This is a genomic window from Pseudomonas frederiksbergensis (assembly GCF_003732665.1).
Taxonomy (GTDB): domain Bacteria; phylum Pseudomonadota; class Gammaproteobacteria; order Pseudomonadales; family Pseudomonadaceae; genus Aquipseudomonas; species Aquipseudomonas frederiksbergensis_G.
The window spans coordinates 251,949-276,752 of sequence record NZ_MOBP01000023.1; the positions used below are offsets into that span (position 1 = coordinate 251,949).

Below are 24,804 nucleotides of genomic sequence, written 5' to 3' on the forward strand. Positions count from 1 at the left end.
TTAAGTAAGCGCTTCGGCCAGCGCGGCCGGCACGTGATGCGGCTGCACCCGTGGCTGGCTCTTGGTCGAGTCGGATAGAAAAATGGACGTGTCTTTCAGGCCGCTGCCGGTGATCAGGATCACGGCAGTCTGCGCAGTGTCAGGGTGTTGTTCGGCGTACTTGAGCAGCCCGGCGAACGCACTGGCGGCGCCGGCCTCGGGGAACACGCCGGTGCTGGCGGCCAGGCGGGACGCGGCGGCGACGATGCTCGAATCACTGACGCAAATGAATTCGCCGTCGCTGGCGGTCACGGCGCGCATGGCTTTGAGGCGATCCCGGGGCAACGCCACGTTGATGCTGCTGGCCAGGCTGGTGGGGGCGATGCGCTCGGTCAGGTGCATTGGCTGGTCGCTGCGCCAGGCCCGGTACATGAAATTGCTGCGCTCGGCCTGCACGCCGATCAGGCGCGGGATGCGCTCGATCCAGCCCAGTTGCAGCAGGTCGAAAAAGCCCTTGTAGACCGAGCCGAGAATGCAGCCGTTGCCCACCGGCACGAACACTAGGTCCGGCACCTGCCAGTTGAGCTGTTCGCACATTTCGAAGGCCACGGTTTTCTTGCCTTCGCTCATGTACGAATTGATCCCGGTGGTGCGGTTGTACCAGCCGTGGGTTTCGCAGGCGTTGAGGCATTGTTCGAAGGCTTCGTCGTATTGACCGTCCACCAGCACGATCTCGGCGCCGTAGCCCTGCATCTGCGCGAGCTTCTCCCGAGGCGCGCTTTTGGGCAGGTAAATCACGTTGTGCAAACCCAGACTGGCGCTCATCCCGGCCAGGGCCGAGGCGGCGTTGCCGGTGCTGGCCACCGCCACGGTGCGCGCCCCGGATTGCATGGCGTGGGCCACCGCCAGGGCGCTGGCGCGGTCCTTCAACGACCCGGTGGGTTGCCGGGATTCATCCTTGATAAAGACTTTGATCCGCGCACCCTTGCCCAGCAGCTCGGGGCGCGAATACAGCGGCGTATTGCCCACCAGTAACGGCGGAATGAATTGCGTGGAGCTCAACGGCATCAAGCGGTCATAGCGCCACATGCCTCGGGCCTGGTCGTGCGCCAGGCTGTCCCGGGGCCATTCGCGCTTGAGCGTCGGGTAGTCGTAAAGCGCATCGAGCGCACCATCGATCTTGCAATGAGGGCAGTAATAGCTGACCTCGTGCGGCTGGTAGCTGCGATCACAAACCAGGCACTGCAACACATACTCTCTGTACGAATTCTTCATGGCCACCCCCTGAAAGTATGCTGTGCTGGTGCTTCCCTGCCGACGTCGGTCCGCGTGGACCGACGGGCACTTCACGGACAGAAGGTGTTTTCAGACCACCATGATCGCGTCGATGGCGACCAGGGTATTGCGCGCCAGGGCGCTGGCACCGGCGGTGGTGCGGGCCGGGTAGGGCTTGGTGAAATACTCTTCCATCACGCGGTTGAGGGTCGGGAACTCGCTCAAGTCAGTGATGAACGCGGTGACCTTGACCACATTCGCCAGCGTACCGCCGGCCGCTTCGGCCATTTGCTGCAGGTTGTCCAGGGTCTGGCGCAACTGGCCTTCGAAATCCTGGGCCAGCACTTCATTGTTCAGCGCCGAAACCGGGGTCTGCGCTGAGAGGTAGATGGTTTGCCCGTGACTGACCCGGATGCCTTGGGAATACGTGCCCAGTGGCAGTGGCGCCTTGTCGGTGAAAATCACGTTTTCTTCGCCCAGGAAAGGTTTGGCGACGGACTGGAGTTGAGCGTTGGTCTGCATGGTGACGTTCCTTGTTAAGTGGGTTGGGGTTAGTGCAAATCGGCAACCTGCTTGACGGCCAGGCTTGAAAATTCTTCGTCGCGGCAACGGGCCGGGGAAAAATGCTGGTAGTTGAGTTGCAGCGCCGCCAGGTCCGCCGGCATGGCGATACCCAACGCTGCGTGGCTGCACAGTCGGGCGATGGCCGGCGCGGCTTGAATGCCGTAGCCACCGAGGGCGGCGAGCCAGATAAAGCTTTCTTGCTGCGGGTCCTGGCCGAGCACCGGGGAGCGGTCGGCGACGAAGGTGCGCAGGCCCGCCCATTTGTTGATGATCGAGCGCGGACGCAGGCGCGTGGTGCTTTGCAGGCGATCCATGGTGATCGCCAGATCCAGTTCTTCAGGCAGCGCATCGCAGGGCAGCGATGGACTTTCATCGCAGGGCGAAACGATCAGGCGCCCGGCTTCGGGCTTGATGAAAATGTCTTCGTCGACCGTGCCCAGGTACGGCGTGTGGTGCACGTCGCATTGCGGATCGACCGCCAGCACCGTGCGCCGCAGTGGGCGCACGCCGACCTTGGGCACGCCGCAGCGCTCGGCGAAGTCATCGGCCCAGGCGCCGGCGGCGTTGACCACGATGGCTGTCTCCAGACGTTGGCCGTCCCGGGTGTGCAAAGTCCAGTGGCCGGCGCGGTGCTCGCCGCGCAGCACTTCGGCTTCACGCTTGATCAAACCGCCCCGTGCCCGCAGGCCACCGAGGTAGGCGCCGTGAATGCCGTGCACGTCCAGGTCGAAGGCGCTGGGCTCGTAGATCCCGGCGCTCCAGGCGCCTTCGGCCAGGTACGGCACCAACTCCAATACCTGTTTGTCGTCGAGAAACTTGGCGGTCGGCACTTGCCCGAGCACCGCGCTGAAACGCGCCGCCAATTTGTCCACCCGCGCCGCCTGGGCCACGATCAACGCGCCCCGTGGCGACCACAATGGATGTTCGGCCAAACCTTCCGGCGGGTTCTCGAAAAAGCGTCGGGAGGCACAGGTCAGCGAACGAATCTGCTGGTTGCCGTAGCTTTCCATGGAGATCGCCGCCGAACGGCCGGTGGTGTGGTAAGCCAGTTGCTGTTCCTGTTCGAGCAGGCAGACGCTGCCGTGGGCCGCCAGTTCATAGGCCGCAGAGACCCCGGCGATGCCGCCACCGACCACAATGAAATCGTAACGAGCGGTCATGGTCGGCTGCCCTCGGCGAGTGCGGCGGCTTTGCTTTCCCGGGTGTAGGTCAGCACGAAGTGGGCGACGAGGCCGAAGATCAGGCCCCAGAACGCGGCGGCCAGACCGAGGAAGCTCATGCCCGAAGCGGTCACCAAAAAGGTGATCAACGCGGCTTCCCGTTGTTTCTCATCGGCCATGGCACCGGTCAGCCCGGCGCTGATGGCACCGAACAAGGCGAGGCCGGCGAGGGAGGCTATCAGCTCTTTGGGCAGGGCGGAAAACACCGAGGCCAGGGTCGCGCCGAAGGTGCCCATCAAAATGTAGAACACCCCGCAGGCGATCCCGGCGATGTAGCGTTTGTCACGGTCTTCGTGGGCTTCGCGGCCGGTGCAGATGGCGGCAGTGATCGCCGCCAGGTTGAACCCGTGGGAGCCGAACGGTGCCATCAGGATCGAACCGATCGCGGTGACGGAAATGATCGAGCGCGCCGGGGTGTTGTAGCCGGAGGTGCGCAGCACCGCCATGCCGGGCACGTATTGGCCGGTCAGGGTCACCAGGGCCAGGGGCAGGCCAATGTTGATGATCGCGTGCCAGCTCCACTCCGGAGCGATGAAGATCGGGTGGGCGACGTCAATGGTGATCGAACCGCTGTTCAGCGTGCCGAACGAGGCGGCCACCGCGCAGCCGACAATCAGCACCGACAGGATTGCGTAGCGCGGCGAAAAGCGTTTGAAGATCAGGTACGCGGCGATCATCGACAGCACCAGCGCCGGTTGCAGCTTGATCGAGGTGAACAGCTCGGCGCCGAAGCGGAACAGGATACCGGCGAGCATGGCGGCGGCGATGGCCTTGGGCAGGCGACTCATCAACTTATCGAAGGCCCCGGACAACCCGACGATGGCAATGATCACCGAGGCGACTATATAAGCGCCGATGGCCTGGGGCAGGCTGACGGTGGGCAGCATCGACACCAGCAACGCCGCGCCCGGCGTTGACCACGCGGTAATCACCGGAATGCGCAGGCGCCAGCTCAGGAACAGGCCGGTAATCCCGCTACCGATGGAAATCGCCCAGATCCACGAAGACACCACGTCGTTGGGCAGGTGCGCTTCCTTGGCTGCCTGGAACACGATAATCAACGGGCCGGCGTAGGAAATGATCACCGCGATGAATCCGGCAATGACCGCTGACAGGGATAGGTCTTTTCTGAGTGTGTCCATGATGTCTCGACTTGGCGCGGCGGGGCCGGGCAGTGATCAGGGGAAGATTGAGTCGATTGCTTCGATTCGAGATGAGTGTATTTGAATGAATTGAGTTGATTCAATAGGTGACGGGGATGTTACGAGATGTTTTTTTGCTATCAGTGCCTGTTTTTTGCTTATTTAAGAATTAAATGATTGATTTATAAGCTTATTAAATCTTTGAAAAATATCCGGTGTTGAAGATGTCTATCGATTCAATCACGGCATCAATCGACTCAATTTATCGATTGGGTCGATTTATTAGTTGCCTAACCTCCATGTGATATGCTCGGATATTCATCATTTCTACGATGGGCAGTGATCATTCATGTGGGTTCCCCAGCTAAGCGAGTTCAGCCAGCCGATGTATTTGTCGATTGCCGATGCGTTGGCGCGCGATATCAGCAACGGCGTGTTGAACGAAGGTGATCGCCTGCCGACCTTGCGGGAGCTGGCCACGACCCTGAATGTCACGCCGGGCACCATCAGCCGCGCCTACAGCGAAGCCCATCGCCGGCGTCTGGTGCAGGGCGAAGTGGGGCGCGGCACGTATGTGCTGAATCAAAAGCAACTGGAATTGCCGGCGAGCAACAGCGCCGCCGCGCCGCTGAACCTGGGGCAGTCGGAACTGCTCGACCTTTCAATCATCAAGCCCTACAGCGAAACCCTGGAATACTGGTTGCGCGGTGCCCTGGTAGGCATGGCCAAGAGCACCGATTTCGCCCGCGCCCTGGATTACGCGCCGGACGGCGGTCATCCGGCGCATCGCGAGGCGGGGGCGCAGTGGTTGCGTCATTCGTTGCCCGACGCGCAATGGCAGCAAGTGGTGATCACCGCCGGCGCCCAGCATGGCTTGATGGTGGCGATGAGTGCGTTGACCAACGCTGGCGACCTGGTGCTCTGCGAAGAGCTTTGCTACCCCGGCATCATTTCCCTGGCCCATGGCCTGGAGCGGCGCCTGCGGGGCGTGCCGATGGACGACGAAGGGATCATTCCCGAAGCGCTGCGCGAACTGTGCCTGCGGGAAAAACCGGCGATGCTGGTGTGCGTGGCGACCTGCCAGAACCCGACGGCGGCGATCATGTCGCAAAAACGCCGGGCGCAAATCGCCGCACTGGCCGAAGAATTCGACTTCATCATCCTCGACGACGACATCTATGGCTTTCTTGCCACCGACCCGTCGATCAAGCCGTTGTCGGCGTTTGCCCCGGACCGTTCGGTGTACCTGACCAGCCTGTCGAAGTCGGTGATGCCGGCGCTGCGTGTCGGCTACATCTATAGCCCGCCGAAACTGCTGTCGCGCCTGACCTCGATGGTGCGCAGCAGCGTGTGGATGCCATCGCCGCTGACCGCGCAACTGGCGAGCAATGTGATCACCGAAGGCCTGGACAAGAAACTGATCCGCATCCAGCGCAACGAAGCGGCGGGACGGCAGGCGATTGCCCAGGAAATCTTTGCCAATTTCGAACTCAAGACCCAGCCGTATTCCTACCACGTGTGGCTGACCCTGCCCGAACCGTGGACCAGCGATGAATTCACCATGCTCGCCCGGGCCAATGGTGTGCTGGTGCTCAGTGGCACCCAGTTCCAGGCTGAGCGTTCGGGGATTACTCGTTGCGTGAGGCTGGTGCTGATGTCGCCCACCAGCCAGGACGAATTGCGTTTTGCCCTGACCAAACTCGCCAGCCTGATCGATTCCGATCCGCGACGGTATTACTGAGCCGCGCCGTCCCCCGTAGGAGCAAAGCTTGCTCGCGATAGCGGTGTATCAATCAACATCCATGCTGAATGTTAAGCCGCCATCGCGAGCAAGCTTTGCTCCTACGGGTGTTGGTGGTTGACCTACAGTTAACGGAGCGCTTCCACCCAACCAAACCCTCGGCTAAGGTGCGCGGCTTCTTTATTCTTTCTTCGCGCAAAGGCCCGGCATGACCGAACAGAACACCAACCCGCTGCACGGCGTGACCCTGGAACAAATCCTCAACGCCCTGGTTGAACACTACGAGTGGGCGGGGCTGGCCGAGCGCATCGATATTCGTTGTTTCAAGAGTGACCCGAGCATCAAGTCGAGCCTGACCTTCCTGCGCAAAACCCCGTGGGCGCGGGAGAAGGTCGAACGGCTGTACGTGAAGTTGATGCGTACCAAGCGTCCGCTCTGATCATGCCGATCTCTTCTGCCCCTAGGCGCCGTTTTGTTGCCATGGCGGCGGTGCTGGGCTGGGTCGGTTTGACGGTTCAGATGTACCTGATTCTCGGCACCCGCTGGGAGATCGGCGCCAGCCTGCTCGGTGGGCTGGTGAGTTTCTTCAGCTTCTTTACCGTGCTGACCAACACCTTGGTAGCCGTAGTGCTGACCTGCGAACTGACCTCCCGGGAATCGGCGGCGCGCCGCTGGTTTTTGCGACCGTCAGTAAGCAGCGGCATCACCGTGAGCATTGTCGTGGTCGGGCTCGCGTACAGCCTGCTGTTGCGCCATCTGTGGCACCCCGAAGGCTGGCAATTGCTCGCCGACGAATTGCTGCACGACATCATGCCGCTGCTGTACCTGGTTTATTGGTGGTGCTGCGTGCCCAAAGGCACGTTGCGCTGGCGGCATATCGGCTGGTGGGTGATTTACCCGCTGGTGTACTTCGCCTATGTGCTGCTGCGCGGGCATGTGCTGAGTGCTTATCCGTATCCGTTCATTGATGTGGCGGCGCTGGGTTATCCACAGGTGTTTCTCAATGCCGGGGGGATATTGGCGGGGTTTGTCGCGATGGCGGTGTTGGTGGTTGGGCTGGATCGCTGGCGAAAACCAAGTTTGTAAACGCCACAATTCCAAATGTGGGAGCGGGCTTGCTCGCGAATGCGGTGTATCAGTCACATCAATGCTTAATGACACACCGCCTTCGCGAGCAAGCCCGCTCCCACAGGGGATTTGCGTTGGGGTTATTCCTCGTCGCTGCCATCCAGCCGCCAGTAGCCTACGGCTTTGACGAACTGCTCATTCAGCCCATGCTCATCGAGCAGCACCCGACGAATTTGCCGCGACACCTTGGTCTCGGTCGCCACCCACGCATACAGATTGCCGCTCGGCACCTGCAACTCTTTTACGGTGTTCAGCAGGTTGTTCTGGCCGCCATCGCGCAACACCCAAATCACATTCACCTGCGCAGGGCTTTGCAGTTTCTGCTGTTCACTACCGTTTTCCACTTCGATGATGACCAAGGCGCGGCGGTTGGCCGCCAGGCCTTCCAGGCGTCGGGCGATGGCGGGCAGGGCGGTTTCGTCGCCGATCAGCAGGTAGCTGTCGAAGATGTCCGGCACGATCATCGAACCCCGTGGCCCGCCGATGTGCAGGAACTGGCCGGGCTGTGCTTGCTCGGCCCAGGTCGAGGCAGGGCCGTCGCCGTGCAGGACGAAATCGATGTCCAGCTCAAGCGTGTCCAGGTCATAGCGACGGGGCGTGTAGTCGCGCATGGGGGGCAGGGGTTGATCGGTTTTGCCGGCGCCCAGTACTAATGTTTCCAGCGCGGCCGTTTCTGCGGCGTTCTGTGGGAAAAGCAGTTTGACGTGATCATCCGTACCCAGGCTGACGAAGCCCGCCAACTCGGGCCCGCCCAAGGTAATGCGGCGCATGCGTGGGGTCAGGTCGACCACTCGCAACACTTTCAGGCGACGGCGTTTGATCTCGTGCGTCACACGGTGGATGGTCTGGTTTTCAAAAACGACATTCATTCGGCGTTCTCCTGTGCGGCTTGAACGGCAGGGCCGTCGACGATGGCTTTGGCAGTGTTGTTGAGCAGGGCGGCGACGCGGATGATTTCTTCCGGGCTCCAGCGTCCGTGGTGCAGTTGCAGGGCATGACGCAGGTTGTGCACCGCTTCGTGGATTTCTGCCGGGCGATCATGGCCGCGCAGTGAACGTTTGCTCACATCGACGCGCATCCGTACGCCTTCCAGGGCAATCGCCTGGTCGCCCAGGGATTGGCGTCCGGCGTCGGTCACGTTGTAGCGTTTTTTCCCGCCCTCGGCATCGCCGGTGATCATTTCGCTTTCTTCGAGGAAGGTCAGGGTCGGGTAAATCACCCCGGGGCTGGGGCTGTAGGCGCCGTCGAACATGCCTTCGATCTGGCGGATCAGGTCATAGCCGTGACACGGCTGTTCGGCGATCAACGCCAACAGCAGCAATTTCAGATCACCTGGGGCGAACACCCGTGGGCCGCGTCCACCGCGTTCGCGGCCAGGGCGTTTCTCAAAGCCGTCGCGGCCGTCACCGTGTTCGCGGTGGGAATGATGGTCTCTCATTTTTTCAGTTCTCTCGTCATGTTTAGATACAACTTAAGATATATCTTTAGGCGATGGCAAGGCCTTTTCCGAGAGACGTTTCCGTGCGCCGACGAACGGCGCCAGGCTGGTGAGTCAGTCCCGGCATCGTCAAATCGATTTTTCGCTTGCGTAAGCCCGGATAACTTTAAAGTTAAAGTTATCACTCTATTAATTCATCGGTTTATAGTCTGGAAGTTGTCAGGGGGCCGTATATATTGGGTAAACGGCTGTGTGGTTTTTTGAATAAAACTGTCTGTAGGTAAGTGCTGACAGCTACCCATCAATAATTGCCTTTTTTGTTCTTTTTTCTGGCCTGTTGCGAAGGCATCTAACTACATGTTCGTCGGAAGTTACTTGCTTACTTTCCGAGGGCGGTGGTGGATCATTCCCTGGCGTTGAAAGTTCAAACCCCAACAGGATTTGAACTTTCAATGAGCCACTTAATTGACAAGACAGGTACTTAAAGATGTTCAAGAAAATGACTGTTGCTGCACCACTGGCTTTGCTGGCGCTGACCTCTTCCATGGCATTCGCCGCTGGTGAAGCGCGTCACTCGATCAACATTGTCGCCCACGTACCGACCAATGGTTTCTACGTGGTGCCTGTCGATCCTGACCTGGTCAACAAGGATCAGCGCATGGATTTCAGCCCAAGCAGCGGCACCATGGATGAAGTCCACGGCTTCTTTGATGTGCGCAACAACAACGGTTCGGTACACGCCAGTGTCGTGACCGCTCCGAAGCTGATGGCCGGTGCCAGCAGCATCGATCTGAAAGTTGAAATCAATGGCAAGGAACTGACCACCACCCCGCAATTGGTGGTGGGCGAAACCGAGTCCGACGTTAACTATCGCGCGCCACTGCGTATCAGCGCCAAGGGTACGACTTTCCAACCCGGCGATTACACCGGTGTGGTGGCGATGATGTTTGATGCCGTCCCTCCAGTTGGCGGAAGCCGCTAACTTACCCTTACTTGGCATCAACCGACGGGCAGATAACTTTGTTTGCCCGTCGGATTTCCACTGGTTTGTAATCTGAGTACGTGTTCATGTTCCCGATGACTCCCATCGCGGCGGCACTTGCGCTGTTGTTTTGTGCCAGCGCGGTCGCGGCTCCGGTTTCCGCCGGTACGACACCGAGAAGTCTGCTGGCCCAGGCCAAAGGCCTGCCGGCGGAATTCGAGGAGCACTTTTTTGATGTGCCGCTGGCGGTTCGCGTGGAACTCGATCAGCAACCCCTGGGGGAGGCGATGATCGTGTTGTCCCGCGATGACCGCATCACCCTGCTCGAATTTACCGACACCCGCGACAGCCGCTTCAGCGCCGCGGAACGTGAAACCTGGGCGAGCTATCTCAAACCGGGAGTGCCCTTGGGCGATTGCACCCGACAATGCCCCGAGCAACTGCTGGCGGTGCACTACAACCTGGAAAATTCGCTGCTGTCGATCCTCACTGAAAACGCCGAGCGCGACACCGAGGTCAAGCGTTACTTCGAACAGCCGGAAGGGGGTAGCAGTGGGCTGATGCTGCGCAATCAACTCAACCTCAACGGTGGTCAGGACCAGGACCTGGGTGGGCGCTTTGGCCTGGAGGCCAGTGGCAGCCTGGGCAGTTGGAGCCAGACGTTCAACATGCAACTGGCCCGTCTCGGCGGCCCGGATGATCAGCTTTACCACGCGGTTCACGAGCTCTACACCCAGCGCGAATTGCAGGGCAACTTCCTGCGCCTGGGCTATTTCACCCCCAATTCCGAAGGGCTGACCCGCCAACCACGCACGTTCGGCAACAGCCCCGATACCACCGTCGGCGTCATGTATGGCAGCTCCGACAGCCTGGCGATCAACAACCCGGCGCCCAGCATTTATCCGATTTACGTCACCGCCAATCGCCAGGGCTCGGTGGAGATTTATCGCGACGGCTTGCTGATCAACACCCAATCAGTGCCCGCCGGCCTGCAAACCCTCGACACCCGGCCATTGCCCGGTGGCATCTATGAAGTGGAAGTGCGACTGATCGAAGACGGCCAGACCACCTCCACCACCCAAGAGCTGGTCTACAAGCCCAGTAACTGGCGCAACCTCGACGAGCGCTGGCGCTATAACGTGTTTGCCGGCGAAGAAACCAAGCTGTTGAGCAACTGGGACCAACAGGCCAGCGGCAGCGCGACGGCCGGGGCGTCGGTCAATTACCTGCTGCATCCGCGGGTCATCCTCGGGCTGTCGGCGCGGCAGATTCGCGAAAAGATGCAGTACGGCACGTCCATCGACTGGACCCTGGCCAATCACCTCAGCCTGTTCGCCAACGTCTACCAGACCCAGGACCACGGCACCGGCGTTGACCTGCAAAGTCTCTACAACTACGGCTCCGGCAGTGTGGTGGTCAGCCACAACCGTAGCTGGCTGGACACCACCGACATCTATGATGTGCTGCCCGACGGCACCCGGGTGCGCCAGCGCAATGTGTTTGTCGGCGAAACCAGCAACTCGTCCCTGGCGATCAACCATCGCCTCAACAGCAAAAGTTCGATCAATGCCCGGGTGTCCCACAGTGAGGGCAACGTTGAAGGCGTCGGCCTGGACCTGGGCTGGACACAGCGCACCGTGCTCTGGGGCAGCGATGCCAATTGGCGCTTGTCGCTGTTTGATCGCCCCGGCAGTTTCAGCAGCGGCGATGATCGCAATCGCGGGGTCGACCTGAGCCTCAACCTGGCCTTGGGCGCGCCCGGCCAGCAAATCACCGGCAGCATCGGCTCGCGCACCGCCCGTGAAGGCGGGCGCGATAACAACGCGTCCCTGGGCTGGCGCAAGGATTTGAAGGACCACGTGCTGCAAAACGTCTCGGTCACCGCCCTCACCGACACCTACGGCGTGGGGATGTCCAGCCTGGCCAGTTTCCGCACCGACGCGGTGCGTGGCGACGGCTTTGTCCAGCGCTCCTCCTACAACAATAAATTCACTGGCGGCCTGAACCTGGACAGCACCCTGGCCGTTGGCGGCGAGCAAATGGTCCTGACCAGCCACAGCGACGTGCGCGGCGCGGGGCTGATTGTTGACGTGGAATCGGATATCGACGGCATCGCCCTGCGCGCCGATGATTTCAGCGGCGGCAGTGCGGCCCTGCATCCGGGGCGTAATTTCATCCCGATTACGGCTTATCAGAACAGCTCGGTGAGTTTCGACTTCGAAGGCAATCACGTGCCCTACGCCAGTATCGAGCCGTCGCGCACGCGCTATCACCTGAACAAGGGCGGCGTGGAGTACCGCAAGGTGCGGGTGATGCGAACCCTGACGGTGCTCGGTCGCCTGGTCAATGCCCAGGGCCAGCCGCTCAAGGGTCACCACGTGATCAACCACGCCAGCCGCGGGGTGACCGAAGTCGACGGCTTCTTCTCCATGGAAATGAACGCCGGTTCACCGACCCTGGAAGTGCGCCAGGGCAACCAGTTGCTGTGCCAGTTCCGCCTCGACGCCAGCCGTCATCGCAGCGAAAACAACGTGTTGATGATCGGTGACCTGCGGTGCACGCCGGACACCCTGGCCGACGTTACGTCGACTGATCAGAAGGCGGGTTAAGACCTATGAAATGGTTTATGTATGGGTTGGCACTGGCGCTGGTCGTGCCGTCGGCGCAGGCGTTCAATCAGGAAATCAGGGCGCGGTTCACGCCTGATCCGGCGCAGCCGCAACGAAATGTCTTTATCAACCAGACGCCGAACAGTGGTTACTGCGCCACCTATCCGGATGAGTGCAGGGCGAACGAAACATTCAGCATCCGGGCACCGATCAATTTCGGACCCAGAGGCCCCATCTTCGCCACGACGGGGGTTTCAATCAGAGTCCCGGCGTACTGGCGGCAACTGACGGTCACCAACAAGGACACCCTGCACACAGAGATCGTTGAAGTGCGCATCAGCGGTATTGGCTCCAGATACCGCCTCAGTGATACGGCTGCCAACCTGGCGGGGGTCACCGATAATCTCGAAGGGCACCAGAAGCTCTGGGGCGGGCAGAGTTGGGTTTACGCGCCAACCAACTGTCTGTACAGCGGCGTCGGTTCCTACACCGCCGATTCGTACCTGTTTTTCTGGAAAACCCCGAGCTCGGGCAACTGCACCAAGGTGACGTCTTTCCGGATTCCGTCGATGTCTTTCGAGTCACTGGATTTCGCCTATGAACTGCGTACGCCCAATCCGTTGGGTATGTCCGGAGGGCTCTACACCGGTTCGCTCAACTATGTGCTCAACCCGGGCGCGGATTTCAATATCGGCAACATGCAGCCCACGGACAGCAACCTGACCCTGGACTTCGTCCTCGACGTGCAACACACCCTGAAAGTCGACCTTCCACCCGGTGGCAATCAAGTGATTCTTGAACCCTTGGGCGGCTGGCAGGGTTGGCTGGACCGGGGGAGCAAACCCACGGCCCTGTTGCGCGACCAGACGTTCCTGATCTCGGCGTCATCGCGGTTCACGATGAAGCTGGAGTGTGAGTGGGAGCTGGTCAACGGTTGCGCAATTATCGATCGGCAGACGGGCATCGGCGGGGTGGTGAATGTCAGCGTCAGCCTGCCCCACGGGCTGGTGAACAGCAGCGGGCACCCGGTCAGCCACATGCCACTCAACCGTACCGAGTCAGCGCCGTTCCAGCCCGGTTTCTACGTCGATCGCAAGCCGGGCACCCTGCATTTCGAGATGTCGGAACACAGCACCAGCCAAGTGGTCGGGGCCTCCGCCGGCAGGCCCTTCAAGGGCAACATCACGGTGGTCTGGGATTCGCAAGTGTGACGCTCGGGTGAGCCACTTTTAACTTTTTATGAGGTTCGAAACGATGAAGCGTCTGTTGTTGATGTGGGTGGCCAGCGTGTTTGGTCTGACGGCGCAGGCCGGGCCGCAGATTAATGTCGGCACGGTGTACGACTATCTGGATGGCGATAAAAGTACGTACCTGAAGCGGGTGTTCAACAGCGGAGACAGCACCGCGTTCGTCAAGATCAACGTTTTGGAAATTCTCTACGACGCTGACGGCACGTCCCGGGAAGTGCCGATCCAGAGCACGGCGGACGGTGCTTCGCGTCAAGGCGTCATGGCCAGCCCGGCGCGATTGATCGTGCCGGCCAAAGGCATGCAGGGCACGCGTTTGCTGTTCATGGGCGAGCGCGATACCGAGCGCTATTTTCGCGTGCGTTTTGTGCCCGTGGTGCCGGAGAAGGAAGACGACTTCGTGATCAGCACCGAAGAGCGCGACGACTATAAAAAGAATTTGTCGGCGGGGGTCAACGTGATGACCGGGTTCGGCACGATCTTCTTTGTGCGCCCCAAGGACGCCCGTTTCGACACCGCCATCAGCGACACCGCCAGCCGTTATGACCTGCGCAACAACGGCAACACCGTGGTCGTGGTCGACGAGTTCAAAAGCTGTTCGCTGAGCGATGAAAACGACTGCGGGCCGACCACCAAACACCATGTGCTGGCGGGCAAGTCCTTCGGTTTCGACAAGGAGAAGGGCCGTGAGTACCGCTTCATGGTGATCGAGGGCGACAGCAAGAAAGTGCTGAAGATCGCCAGTCGTTAAAGAACACCGCAATCCCTGTGGGAGCGAGCTTGCTCGCGATAGCGGCTTTACATTCAACAGATGTTTTGCCTGCCAATCCGCTATCGCGAGCAAGCTCGCTCCCACAGGTTTTGCGCCATATCTGACTGGCTTTTATTGGACCTTGTGGGTAACAAACATGATCAAGCAATGCATGGTCGCCGCGCTGTTGGCTGCAACGGGGGCGGCGAGTTTCTTGGCGATAGCGGCGCGGGAGGAGCACACCTTCGAAGTCTCGGTGCTGGTGCCGACGCGCGCGTTTTACGTCATTCCCTCGGAACCTGACTGGATTCAGCGCCAGCAGATTTTGCCTTGGGATGTCGCGACTTCAAGGCTGGGCAGCCTGCGCAAATATTTTGATGTGCGGCACGACACCAGCGCCATCGAGGCGCGCCTGGAGTTGCAGCCGTACCTCTCCAATGGCCACGCGCCTGACAATATTGCGCTGCGTGTGCGCTTCAACGGCGTCGAACTGAGCCATGCCGTCGAGCCTCGGCTGGTGGTCTCCGCCGCCGACGCGGCGGTGGGGTCGCGGGTGCTGCTGGAAATCGAGCCGCAACAGCCGCCCGGCGGTTATCGGGCCGGCGACTACTACGGCAATGTGCTGCTGTTGTTCAACGCCCGGGCGCCGGGTGGGTAAATCACAAGGCAGGTGAATATTTATGAAATTGTCCACAGGTGGGATGGCGCTGTTGGTCGCATTGGCCATGCCTTCGGCGCAGGCGGTGAATCAGGAAATCAGGGCGCTGTTCACGCCGGATCCGTCGCAGCCGCAAAAAAACGTATTTATCAATCAAACCCCGAGCAGCGGCTACTGCGCGACGTATCCGGATGAGTGCAGGGTAAACAACACGTTCAGTATCCGGCTGCCCATTGTTTTTGGGCCGGCCGGCCCGGTTGTGCCGCCCATGGGGATGTGGATCAAAGCGCCCGCCAACTGGCGACAACTGAACGTCACCAACGCCGCTACCCGTGAAACCGAGATCGTTGAAGTGCGCATAACCGGGATGGGCTCCAATTACGTCCTGAGCGATACAGCCGCCAATTTGACCGGCGAGACCGATATCCTCGAAGGACACCGCAAGCTCTGGGGCGGGCAATCCTGGGTCTATGCCCCACCGAATTGCCTGTACAGCGGCGTAGGCTCGTACACCGCCTCGACTTATCGGTTTTTCTGGAAAACCCCGGTAGAAGCCAACTGCACCAAGTTGGCGTCTTTTCGAATTCCATCGATCTCGTTCAGCACCCTGGATTTCGCCTACGAACTACGCACGCCAAACCCGCTGGGTATGTCGAGCGGGCTCTACACCGGATCGATCAACTACCAGGTTGGCCCCGGTAGGGATTTCAACATTGGCAACTTGCTGCCCGATGACAGCAACCTGACCCTGGACTTCGTCCTCGACGTGCAACACACCCTGAAAGTCGACCTGCCACCGGGCGGCAATCAGGTCATTCTGGAACCCCTGGGGGGCTGGCAGAGTTGGCTGGATCAGGGGCGCACCCCCACTCGCCTGTTGCGCGACCAGACGTTCCTGATCTCGGCGTCATCGCGATTCACGATGAAACTGGAATGCGAGCTCGATCTGGGCCAGCACTGCGGGATCATTGACCGTGAGTCCGGTTACGCAAGCCTGGTCAGAGTCAGCGCCAGCCTGCCCAACGGGCTGACGGACAGCAGCGGGCAACCGGTCACGCGACTGCTGTTGGGCCGCCAGGTATCGCGCACGTTTCAACCGGGGCATTACGTGGATCGAAAGCCGGGGACGTTGCATTTCGAAGTGCCGGAACTTGAGACTGCTTTTTTGATTCGCAACTCCAAAGGCCGGCCCTACAAAGGCAACATCACCGTGATCTGGGATTCGGAAGTCTGATCTTTCGAGTGAGCAGGTTTTTACCGAGCCATTGAACCTAGCGCCGCAGCAATCTCCCGGCGGCTGTCGCGCCGGGGATTGCTGCGCCAATGCGCTGTTGTTTAATGCGGTGGCACTGGGGGTGTTTACAGCCCGTACTTGTGCAGCAGCATTCGGCTCAGGCTGCGCGCCAACTCGAGTTTTTCGTAAGCCAGGTCAACGGAGCGTTGCGCGTATTCCTGATCGGATATCGGTGCCGGTCTGGCTGAGGGATCGTACAAGTCTTCGAGACGCTCCAATCGCTGATTGAAGAGGCGATCATTGGCCTCGAACCGCTCAGGCCAGGCCTCACGCAGATATTGTTCCCAGAACGGTTGTTCGAGCATGCCATTGACCAGCCCGTCGCCGTTCTCTCTCTCCAGCACGGTATCGTAGGCCCGGTCGATGGCTTCCTCCGTCACGCCGGCAATCTCCCTGAAGAGCATGGAGTCCGATTGCCAGGGCAGGCCAAGGCGTTGCGCCAGAGCGGTCTGATAGGCCAGGTAAATTTCCACTTCTTCGGCCCTGCTGGGGCGCAACAGCGAATCGGCCAGGGCGATTTGGTTGACCCTGTCCAGACGTGTCGCGCCTTTGCTCAACTTGACCAACCGCAACTCCCGTTCGGCGGCGGACGTCGAGTAGGCATGCGCCTGGGACACAAGCGCCTGTACGCCCATGCGGTTGAAGATCTCGGAACTGGCGTCCTCACAGTTTTCCGGGTTCTGTGCGGTGCGGAACAGTTTTTCACGCAACGGCATGTCCATGTCCATGGCATCAATCAGTTCCCAGACGCGACGCGACAGTTGCTCTCGTACCCACCCGCCGGCCCGGTAGTCTGCGGAGGTGGTCAGGCTGTCGATCAGTATGAAAAAGCCCTCGCTATTGGCTTCACTCATCAGGTTGTCCCAGGCTTCGGCGCGGTAATTGCCCAAACCGGGGGAGCGATTGCCCCACAGTGACGAGTCATCATTGAGCGGCCATTTGTCCCGTGCGTTTTGCGCCAGCGGCGCGTAGAGGTTCTCGCGGGGCAAGCCCACCGAGCGGCGATACTCGTGCAAGGCATGGCGGTGGGCATCCAGTAATTTGCTGGAGTCCAGTCGCGCACGGGCGACCGTCCACGCGTTATTCGAGCCTTTGATGGCCCGGGGGATGGTTCTGATCGGGTTGCCCGACAGATCAAGGAAAAATCCCCGGGGACGAAACTTGGCCAACAGCCCCTCCGGCCAGGCGTCGATGCCCGTGTAGGACAGGTTCAGTACCTTAAGGCGTGGCATGCGCCCCACATTCGGCGCGATAACCAGCGGGTTGTATTCAAGCCGCAGGGTTTGCAGTCGGGTCAGACGACCCAGTTGCACCAAGGCCTCGTCGGTCAGGCGGATGCGGTTGTCGCTCAGGCGCAGGGTTTCAAGCGCGGGCATGTTACCGACCCCGGCCGGCAGGCCGGTCAGGCCGCAGCGTCGCGCGCTGAATTGGCGAAGCTGGGTGAAGTCCTGGAGCATCCCGTCCGAGCGTTGCGAGATCGTCATGCCATCCACATTCAACGTGGTGATCTGGTCGAGATAATCCTTGAGGTCCGGCAGTTTTTTCCACCAGCGTTCCAGGTTGTAATTGCGTAGATCGCTGGACAGATCCAGCGCATAACCGCCCGCAAAATGCGTGCTGCGTTCATCGAACACCCACGGCTTGCGCTCGAAGCATTCCACCAGGCCTTCGGCGATGTGCCTCACAGCATCGGGCGCAATGGCTGCGTCGTCAGGCAGGGTCGCCGCCATCTGATCCTTCCAGATGCCGAGCACATTGCGCAGCCTGTTCAGTGAGCGTTCGAGGGTTTTGATCACCTCTACAGCATCCGCATCAGCCGGCAGGGAGCGGGTGAAGGTCTCCACCTCCCGCTCGCTGAGATGCGGGTACAGATCCTGAACCCGTTGCTCAATGGTCTTGGCGCCTTTGGACAGCAAAGGGCCGCGCAACAACAGCATCGTCTGCCACTGCGCCACCGGCCGGATCGGCGGTTCGAGCAACGCGGTGCGACGTTCGGCCGGCACTTCGGATTTGGCTATCAGCCATTCCTTGAACCAGGCGCCCTGGCCGAACTGGTAACCGAGTTCAACACGCGACGCTTCGGGCATGGCGCGCAGGATTGACTCGTACAGGTTGTAGGGGCCGTGCAACTTGTGATTCTCGCCGTCACGTCCCTTGTAGCGTCCGTGCTCGTCTCGCACCAGGATTTTGACGGTGCCGGCGTCATCGGCGCCGACGCTACAGCGCAACGGGCCATCGTAAGTGCCGAAACGCACTTCGATCCGCAGCCCGTTGAACGTGTCGCTGTTGAGGCGCAACACGTTCAGGGCCAGGCGCTCGGTGTCGGGGGTTATTCGGGCCTTTTCATAGAAGCCTTCGCACGCTCTGGCCGCTCGGGTTTCGAACGCGCATTCGCGGGCCAGGGCCCTGAGGCGCAGGGGAATGCGCTGCTGTTGGGCCAGTGTGTCCAGCTCGGTTTTTTCGGCGCCGGCCAGCAGCGTATCGGCGACGTCGGCAGGCAGGTCCGGGTAGGCGGTTTGCAGGCGCTGAACGTTTGCCTCGTTGCGGTATTCCCGTGCGCGGTACAGATAGTCCGACAGCTCGGGCTTGCGCTCATCCACCCGTGCGGCCAGACGATCACGCAAGGTTTGTACGCGCTGATCCATGGGCAGGTTTGCACCGAGCAGGTCGCTCAGTTTCGCGTCGTCCAGAAAGCCCACCACTCGTTCCGCAAGCTTGCCCGCCAGTACATCGCCCAGGCTGATGTTCAATGTCTGGCTGGCGGACGCCCGGGCATGGCCATAGGTGCGAAACATGCCAGTCAGGTCGGATCGCTCATACACGTTTAGCGCGTAATCCGTTGGCCAGCCGGGCAGTTCCGTCACCAGTTGTTCAAACCAGACGGAAGACGGGTCGAGCGCCGCGCCAGAGCGGATTCGTTCGCGGGCCACACCGACGTCCTTGAACGCCCTGTAGCGTGTGAGGGTGTCGTCCAGCAGCAGCGGGGGCGGGGTTTGCTCGACGTGCATCCGGCGCAACGAACCCTCATCGGTGCCGCTGATGTAGCGGATGTTTTCCAGTTGCTCGGCGGTGAAACCATCGGTGTGGTGGCCGAGCCGTTTCATCAGGGTTTCAGCGTCCCAGGCACGGGGATTCTCCCCTTCGAGCAGCCAGGCGCCATGGCCGTTGCTGACCACTTTCGGTGAATAGGCGTCGGCACGCCGGGGATGCAGAATGCGCTGCTCGCCGGTGTCAGGGCGTTTGTGCACCACGTAGAGACCATTTTCCAGCGGCAGGATGTGCCGGCCCTCATTAGCATGCAGGCCCGAGGCATCGGGCGTCGAATCCGCCGCCAAGGTGATGTGACGTTGCTGATACGGGCCAAGGTCAGGGTTCCACAGCACGCTTTTGCCATCGGGCAGTTGTACCGGCGTCATGCCTTCGATCAACGGTGACAATTTGAGTTTGAACTCGTTGCCAATGGCGCCACCGACCGCGAACACCGCCAGTTGAATCACATCGGTCACCACACCGATCACATGTTCGGCAGCCTCGACCCACAGGCCTTCGGCCAGGTCGACCACACCTTCAATCACATCGGTGGTCAGTTGATAGGCGGTGTACGCCAGCATCAACTCGCCCAGACCGGGCACGAACGGTGTCATCACCATCAGTGCAACGTTGAAAATGTCGGAAAGGATTTTCTTGAAGTTGTCCCACCAGGCCCAGCGCGCTCGGCTGTCGGTATCGGCCGTGGAGACGGCAATCGCGCGGCCGTCGTTGAGGATCTTGTTCAGGGCTTTTTGGTACAGGTGCTCCCACAGTGGGCGCGTGATCGGCTCGACAGAGAATTGCAGGTCGGGTTTCGACACAGGGATTTCCCGCCAGGTGGGAAGCGGATCGGCCGGTTGCCGCTCATGCCATTTCACCTGGCTCAGGCGTTGCCCCAGCCCGGCGAAAAAATGCCCGCGTTGTGGCTGGTCGACGAACTGGCTGAAGAATTGCTGATAGGTCGTGCCACTGGACGGCAACAGCGTGTTTTCACGCAGTTGCCGTGTGATCTCGCTCATGCAGTCGGTTGCCGACGGGTATTCCTTCAACGGGTGCTCGGGGTCGTGGGGGACATACACCAGCACTCGACTGACGCCGCGATTCTGCTCAGGGACAGGGGTAAAAACGATGATGCCGGTCAGGGTGGTGTCCATCAGGCGCAAGTCACAGGCCTGCATGACTTTGCCGTCCAGGGTCAGGTTGGTCAGGCCGTGAATAAGGCCGAGTATCAGGCTGTGGGCGTTGACGCTGATGTCTTTTTTCTTCAGTGCCAGGTGCGCGGCGGCCTTGAGCGCGGCCTTCTGGCTGAGGCTGACCCAATGCTGCAAAGCCCCGGCGGCCACGGGGCTGGCGGGCAGCAGGTAATGTTCGAGGTGGCGCTTGTAGCGGTTGCCGATATCCAGTTTGCGACACAGTGTCTGAAACTGTTTGATCGTCATTGTTTGTTTGATCGGCGTTATTTCAAAGCGCCCGTGCTGATCGGGGCGGGTAATAAACTCCGAGTCCGCTTCGAAGTGCTCGTTACGTGCAAAGTTGTGCAGTGCGGCATCCAGCAATGACACCGTTCGGGTGGTCACCCCTTGGGATGTATCAATCACATACCACGGCTGCTCTTTGGAAATATAGAGATGCAGCCAGGTTTCCCGGACGTTCAGGTCGAGTCCGTATTGAATTCTGATCGCGGCCTTGAGCAAGGGCTCGGCAAAGGAATAAACATCCTTGAGTGACAAGAGCATCTGGTCCAGCGCGTTCTGGGTATTCCAGGCCTCTATGTTTGCGTCTTTCAGTGCCTGGCTGGCGCTGTCAAACCAAGGTTCTCGCCGCAGTCGGACATTGCCCAGCGCTTGTACTCGCTGCAACGAGGTCTGGGTAAAGCAGTCATTAATGCGGGCTTTGATAAAAGGGTAGTGCCTGCCTTTATTGTTAGATGAGTTGTCTGGATTGGCCAAGTTGTTTACTGTTTGTAACTCAAGCATGGTGAATAGTCTTCACGTTATGGGAAGGCTCTAAGCTAACCATTGACGTAAAGAATAAAAGTTCAAAACTCTGTTTCTAGAGGCCGGCTAATCGTCTGTTATTGATTGAAAATCGCAATGTCGAAAATATTTAAATACCACCATTGTTGTAGTTCTTTTTTCGCTGTAGGAAAACGCTACGGCGATACTCGGCATTATCGCTGCGCCATTGTCGGCGCCGCGCATTCGGTGTTGCGACCCGGCTGCAAATACGGCGTCAGAATCGGCGCCATCCCCTTGAGTACCTGCACTGGCAACGCCGAAGTGAACTTGAATTGTTCGGCGGAGCGACCCGGCACGAATGCGGTCAAGGTGCCGAAGTGGTGATCGCCGATGTAGAACACAAAGGTCGCGGTGCGGTTGATCGATTTCGAACTGAGGATCCGTCCACCCGAGCCAATCGCTTCGATGCGGTTATCCCCGGTGCCGGTCTTGCCGCCCATGGCCAGCGGTGTGCCGTCCGGGGTTTTGAAACTGCCTGACACCCGTTTTGCCGTACCGGCGTCGACCACGTGGGACAAGGCTTCGCGCATGGCCGCGGCCACCTCGGACGGCATCACCCGTTTGCCGACGTTCGGGTCATTCACCACTTGGGTTTCATAGGGCGTATTGGCGGCGAAATGCAGGCTGTCGATCCGCAGGGTGGGCATGCGAATGCCGTCGTTGAGGATGGTGCCGATCAGCTCGGCCAACGCGGCGGGACGGTCGCCGGAACTGCCAATGGCCGTGGCCAGTGACGGCACCAGGTGGTCGAACGGGTAGCCGACTTTCTGCCAGCGCTGATGAATGTCGAGGAACGCCTCGATCTCCAGCATGGTGCGGATGCGACTGTCCCGGGCGCCCTTGTGCTTGCTCTTGAACAGCCAGCTATAAACTTCCTGGCGCTCGAACTGGCTGGCTTTGACGATCTCACTCCACTTGGCGTCCGGGTGGTTCAACAGGTAGCCGATCAGCCACAGGTCCAGCGGGTGGACCTTGGCGATGAAGCCCTGATCGGGCAGGTCATAAGAGCCGGGGCCGTAGCTCAAGTAGAGGCGCTCGAGACGTTCGTCAGTGAGTTTTTCCGTGAGCTTGGCGCCTTTGAGGTGCGCGCGCACGAAGGTATTGAAGGCGGCTTGCTCGGCGTCCGGGTACAGATAACGGTGCACGGCGGCCATGCGGATCGGGGTCGGGCGCATGCTGTCGAGGAAGGTTTCCAGGCGCGAGTCGGTGTCCTTGTTCCTGTATTTTTTCCAGAATTTGAGCAGGAACGAGGTGCCTTCCTTATCGGCGAACGACGCCAGGTATTCCTGACGGCGTGGGTCGCGGTCGTCCTTGAGCAGTTCGGCGCTGCTGTTGGGGCCGGAGTAGGTGGTGTAGCGCACGATGTCGCGCATCAGCCGAATGAACGGCAGGTTGATCGATTCGCGAATGGCATCGCGCAGGGTCGGCATGCGGCCGTTGTCTTCGTTACGGAAGTTGTGGAACACATGCAACCCGCCACCGGTGAAAAACGCCTCGCCCGGGCTGGCGGAGTATTTGCGATCAAGGGCGGCGCCGAGCATTTTTGGCAGGCTGCGGTCGGTGTTCTGGATCAGGTAATCGACGACCCAGCGGGTCAGGCGATCCTGATCGGGCACGTCGGTTTTTTTCAGCTCGGCCACGGTCTTGTCGCCGTACTTGTCGTGCAGCTCAGAGATGATCTGCAGGTAGGTGGTCAGCACCCGCATCTTGGCGGTGGAGCCCAATTCCAGTTTGCTGCCTTCGTTGATATCGAAGGGTTGATCGGTGCTGTCGGTCTGCACCCGTACGCGGGAGCCGTCCGGGGTCAGTTCGAACAGGGTGAAGCTGTAGCGCACCGCCGTGGTGCTGGTGGGCGTCAGCAGGCGTTCGCCGATCAGGCCGATCTGCCCGGCGAACACCGGGTCGGCCAGGTGCTTGAGGTATTCGGTGGCCTGGGCCTGCAAGTCACTTTGCAAGGTGCTGGTGGCCGACAGGTCGAGGCGGTCGAGGTCGTACAGAGGACGGTTGAGCATCGACGCCAAGCGGCTGCGGGCGGTGCTGATGCCTTTGTTGGTTTCGATGGGTTGGATGGTCGGTTGGGTCTGCCAGTCGCGATACGTCACTTGACTGGCCAGCGCCGAGGCGGCCAGTGGCGCATCGATGACATTGTTCAGGGCCAGCAGGCGAATGTGGCTGTCGGTGAGGTCGGCCAGTTCTTCGTGGCCCTTGGTCAGGTAATGGGAAGGGCGACGCTGGGCGATCATCAGCGACAACATTTCCCGCAGGGCCAGGCCTTTGGCGGCCATGGTTTTTGGATCCGTGGCGGTGCTGGCCAGGGTTTCATTGGCCTGGTTGAAATCGGCGCCATACCAGACCCGCAAACCCTCGGCCATGCCGTGCACTTCACCGTGACCGGGAACGGCCGACAGCGGCACGCTGTTGAGGTAATCACGCACCACGTTCTGCCGCACCTGCAAGGTTTGCGGCCCCGGTTGATAGGCGCGCACGCTGGCGGAAATCATCTGCCGGATCTTCTCCGCGCCGGACACGGTCAAGCCATCGGGGGAGTGACGGTATTTCTCAAGCTGCGTCGCCAAGGTACTGCCGCCCGCGGACTGCCCCGGCAAGTGCATCAGCTTCGCCACTTGGGACCACGCGGCCATGCCGAAGCGCGGCCAGTCCACAGCGGGGTTGGCCAGGGGCTGTTTTGGATCCAGCAAAAAACGGTTTTCGATGAACAGCAAACTGTTGACCACCACCGGCGGGATCGAGTCGAAGCTGGAATAGAGCTGCTGCGGGTATTTGAACTGATACAGCGGCGCGGCCCGGCAATCGGTGATCGACAGCCCGGCCTGGATTTTCTCGGAATAGGGGACGAAAAAGCCCTTGTCGGTGTACTTCATCAACGCCGGAGAAAAGCGGGTTTGCGCGGCAATCACATAGTTGCGCTTGAGCAGCCGCGGCAGAAAATCCCCCATGGAGCTGTAGCCCAGACGCAAATCGAACGGTCCGGCACCGGGGTAGCGAATAGCATCGCTGGGGCCGGGTTGCAGGTCATAGCTCAAGGACGCGGCAAATTTGCTGACTTCCCGGGATTGAAACTTCGACGTGCGCATTTCCTTCGCGGCGGCCAGGCCCAGCACGATCAGGATAATCAGCAGCAACAACCAGAACGCCTTCCAGCCGTGTTTGGTACGGCGGGGTTTTTCAGGTAAAGGCGCATCATCCACACGTTCAGTCGGAACCACGGTTTTACTCGAATCGCTTTGCCATAACGCGCCCATAGTCGACTGATCCATTCACGCAGATTGATCGGACTTGTCTGAAGCTTAGACGGTGGTTGGCGATGGTGAAAAAATTGTGAATAGAGAAATATCGAAATCGTATGAATGGTTGTGTCCCACGGAGAGCGAGGCTATTAAGTTCACTACTGCCCTGTGGCGAGCGAGCTTGCTCGCGCTGGGCTGCGCAACGGCCCCTTTTTTGAGAGCGCTGCGCGCTCAAACGGAAGCAAGCTCCCTCGCCACAAAGCGTGGTGAGGCTCAGATGTGATGATCGAAGCCAAAATCGGACTTGTTGCCCGCGATGTCATGAAGTTGAACACTGCCCTGTGGCGAGCGAGCTTGCTCGCGCTGGGCTGCGCAGCGGCCCCTTTTTGGTGAGCGCTGCGCGCTCAAACGGGAGCAAGCTCCCTCGCCACAAAGCGTGGTGAGGCTCAGATGTGATGATCAAAGCCAAAATCGGACTTG

General features: G+C 60.1%; 17 protein-coding genes. 9 read left to right on the forward strand and 8 right to left on the reverse strand.

All coding sequences use genetic code 11. The features are described from left to right. The 4 genes from thrC to BK665_RS30935 form a co-directional block, all read right to left on the reverse strand. Nucleotides 1-1,254: a threonine synthase gene (thrC, locus tag BK665_RS30920; RefSeq protein WP_123410266.1), complete on the reverse strand. Its 1,254-nt coding sequence runs from the start codon at nt 1,252-1,254 to the stop codon at nt 1-3. A gap of 90 nt (nt 1,255-1,344) precedes the next feature. After that, nucleotides 1,345-1,776 carry a Rid family detoxifying hydrolase gene (locus BK665_RS30925; protein ID WP_123410267.1) on the reverse strand — a complete coding sequence of 144 codons (432 nt, stop codon included), beginning with the start codon at nt 1,774-1,776 and terminating at the stop codon, nt 1,345-1,347. 29 nt (nt 1,777-1,805) lie between these two features. Beyond that, nucleotides 1,806-2,978, reverse strand: coding sequence for an NAD(P)/FAD-dependent oxidoreductase (locus tag BK665_RS30930; RefSeq protein ID WP_123410268.1), 1,173 nt, complete (start codon nt 2,976-2,978; stop codon nt 1,806-1,808). Beyond that, nucleotides 2,975-4,180 (reverse strand): benzoate/H(+) symporter BenE family transporter, encoded by a 1,206-nt coding sequence (locus tag BK665_RS30935; protein WP_123410269.1) that lies wholly within the window; start codon nt 4,178-4,180, stop codon nt 2,975-2,977. The genes BK665_RS30930 and BK665_RS30935 overlap by 4 nt, the downstream gene beginning before the upstream one ends. A gap of 349 nt (nt 4,181-4,529) precedes the next feature. Between BK665_RS30935 and BK665_RS30940 the strand changes: the two genes are divergently transcribed. The 3 genes from BK665_RS30940 to BK665_RS30950 all read left to right on the forward strand — a co-directional run bounded on the left by BK665_RS30940 (nt 4,530) and on the right by BK665_RS30950 (nt 7,007). Continuing rightward, on the forward strand, nt 4,530-5,921 hold the full coding sequence (locus BK665_RS30940) for an aminotransferase-like domain-containing protein (RefSeq protein ID WP_123410270.1): 1,392 nt from the start codon (nt 4,530-4,532) through the stop codon (nt 5,919-5,921). Between the two features lie 208 nt (nt 5,922-6,129). Next, nucleotides 6,130-6,360 carry a VF530 family protein gene (locus tag BK665_RS30945; protein ID WP_123410271.1) on the forward strand — a complete coding sequence of 77 codons (231 nt, stop codon included), beginning with the start codon at nt 6,130-6,132 and terminating at the stop codon, nt 6,358-6,360. A 2-nt stretch (nt 6,361-6,362) separates the two neighbouring features. Next, on the forward strand, nt 6,363-7,007 hold the full coding sequence (locus BK665_RS30950; protein ID WP_123410272.1) for a Pr6Pr family membrane protein: 645 nt from the start codon (nt 6,363-6,365) through the stop codon (nt 7,005-7,007). Nucleotides 7,008-7,129: 122 nt separating this feature from the next. On the opposite strand, the gene BK665_RS30960 is transcribed toward BK665_RS30950, so the two are convergent. Together BK665_RS30960 and BK665_RS30965 are read right to left on the reverse strand one after the other, a co-directional pair. Beyond that, on the reverse strand, nt 7,130-7,918 hold the full coding sequence (locus BK665_RS30960) for a siderophore-interacting protein (protein WP_123410274.1): 789 nt from the start codon (nt 7,916-7,918) through the stop codon (nt 7,130-7,132). Continuing rightward, nucleotides 7,915-8,487, reverse strand: coding sequence for a PadR family transcriptional regulator (locus BK665_RS30965; RefSeq protein WP_123410275.1), 573 nt, complete (start codon nt 8,485-8,487; stop codon nt 7,915-7,917). Before BK665_RS30965 ends, BK665_RS30960 begins: the two co-directional genes overlap by 4 nt. A 487-nt stretch (nt 8,488-8,974) precedes the next feature. Between BK665_RS30965 and BK665_RS30970 the strand changes: the two genes are divergently transcribed. From BK665_RS30970 to BK665_RS30995, 6 genes are all read left to right on the forward strand, one after another. Then, the gene (locus BK665_RS30970; RefSeq protein ID WP_123410276.1) at nt 8,975-9,469 is read left to right on the forward strand and encodes a CS1 type fimbrial major subunit; all 495 of its coding nucleotides are present in this window, start codon (nt 8,975-8,977) and stop codon (nt 9,467-9,469) included. An 86-nt stretch (nt 9,470-9,555) separates the two neighbouring features. Beyond that, nucleotides 9,556-12,078, forward strand: a complete 2,523-nt coding sequence (locus BK665_RS30975; protein ID WP_123410277.1) for a CS1-pili formation C-terminal domain-containing protein — start codon at nt 9,556-9,558, stop codon at nt 12,076-12,078. A 5-nt stretch (nt 12,079-12,083) separates the two neighbouring features. After that, on the forward strand, nt 12,084-13,289 hold the full coding sequence (locus BK665_RS30980) for a hypothetical protein (RefSeq protein WP_123410278.1): 1,206 nt from the start codon (nt 12,084-12,086) through the stop codon (nt 13,287-13,289). A 43-nt stretch (nt 13,290-13,332) separates the two neighbouring features. Next, nucleotides 13,333-14,076 carry a molecular chaperone gene (locus tag BK665_RS30985; protein WP_123410279.1) on the forward strand — a complete coding sequence of 248 codons (744 nt, stop codon included), beginning with the start codon at nt 13,333-13,335 and terminating at the stop codon, nt 14,074-14,076. A 157-nt stretch (nt 14,077-14,233) separates the two neighbouring features. After that, nucleotides 14,234-14,734: a CS1 type fimbrial major subunit gene (locus tag BK665_RS30990; protein WP_123410280.1), complete on the forward strand. Its 501-nt coding sequence runs from the start codon at nt 14,234-14,236 to the stop codon at nt 14,732-14,734. A gap of 22 nt (nt 14,735-14,756) precedes the next feature. Continuing rightward, nucleotides 14,757-15,968 carry a hypothetical protein gene (locus BK665_RS30995; RefSeq protein ID WP_123410281.1) on the forward strand — a complete coding sequence of 404 codons (1,212 nt, stop codon included), beginning with the start codon at nt 14,757-14,759 and terminating at the stop codon, nt 15,966-15,968. A gap of 125 nt (nt 15,969-16,093) precedes the next feature. Here BK665_RS30995 and BK665_RS31000 read toward each other — a convergent pair whose 3' ends face one another. Next, nucleotides 16,094-20,794, reverse strand: coding sequence for an NEL-type E3 ubiquitin ligase domain-containing protein (locus tag BK665_RS31000; protein ID WP_259699676.1), 4,701 nt, complete (start codon nt 20,792-20,794; stop codon nt 16,094-16,096). Nucleotides 20,795-21,228: 434 nt separating this feature from the next. Further along, on the reverse strand, nt 21,229-24,339 hold the full coding sequence (locus BK665_RS31005; RefSeq protein WP_123410283.1) for a transglycosylase domain-containing protein: 3,111 nt from the start codon (nt 24,337-24,339) through the stop codon (nt 21,229-21,231). Between the last annotated feature and the right edge of the window lie 465 nt (nt 24,340-24,804).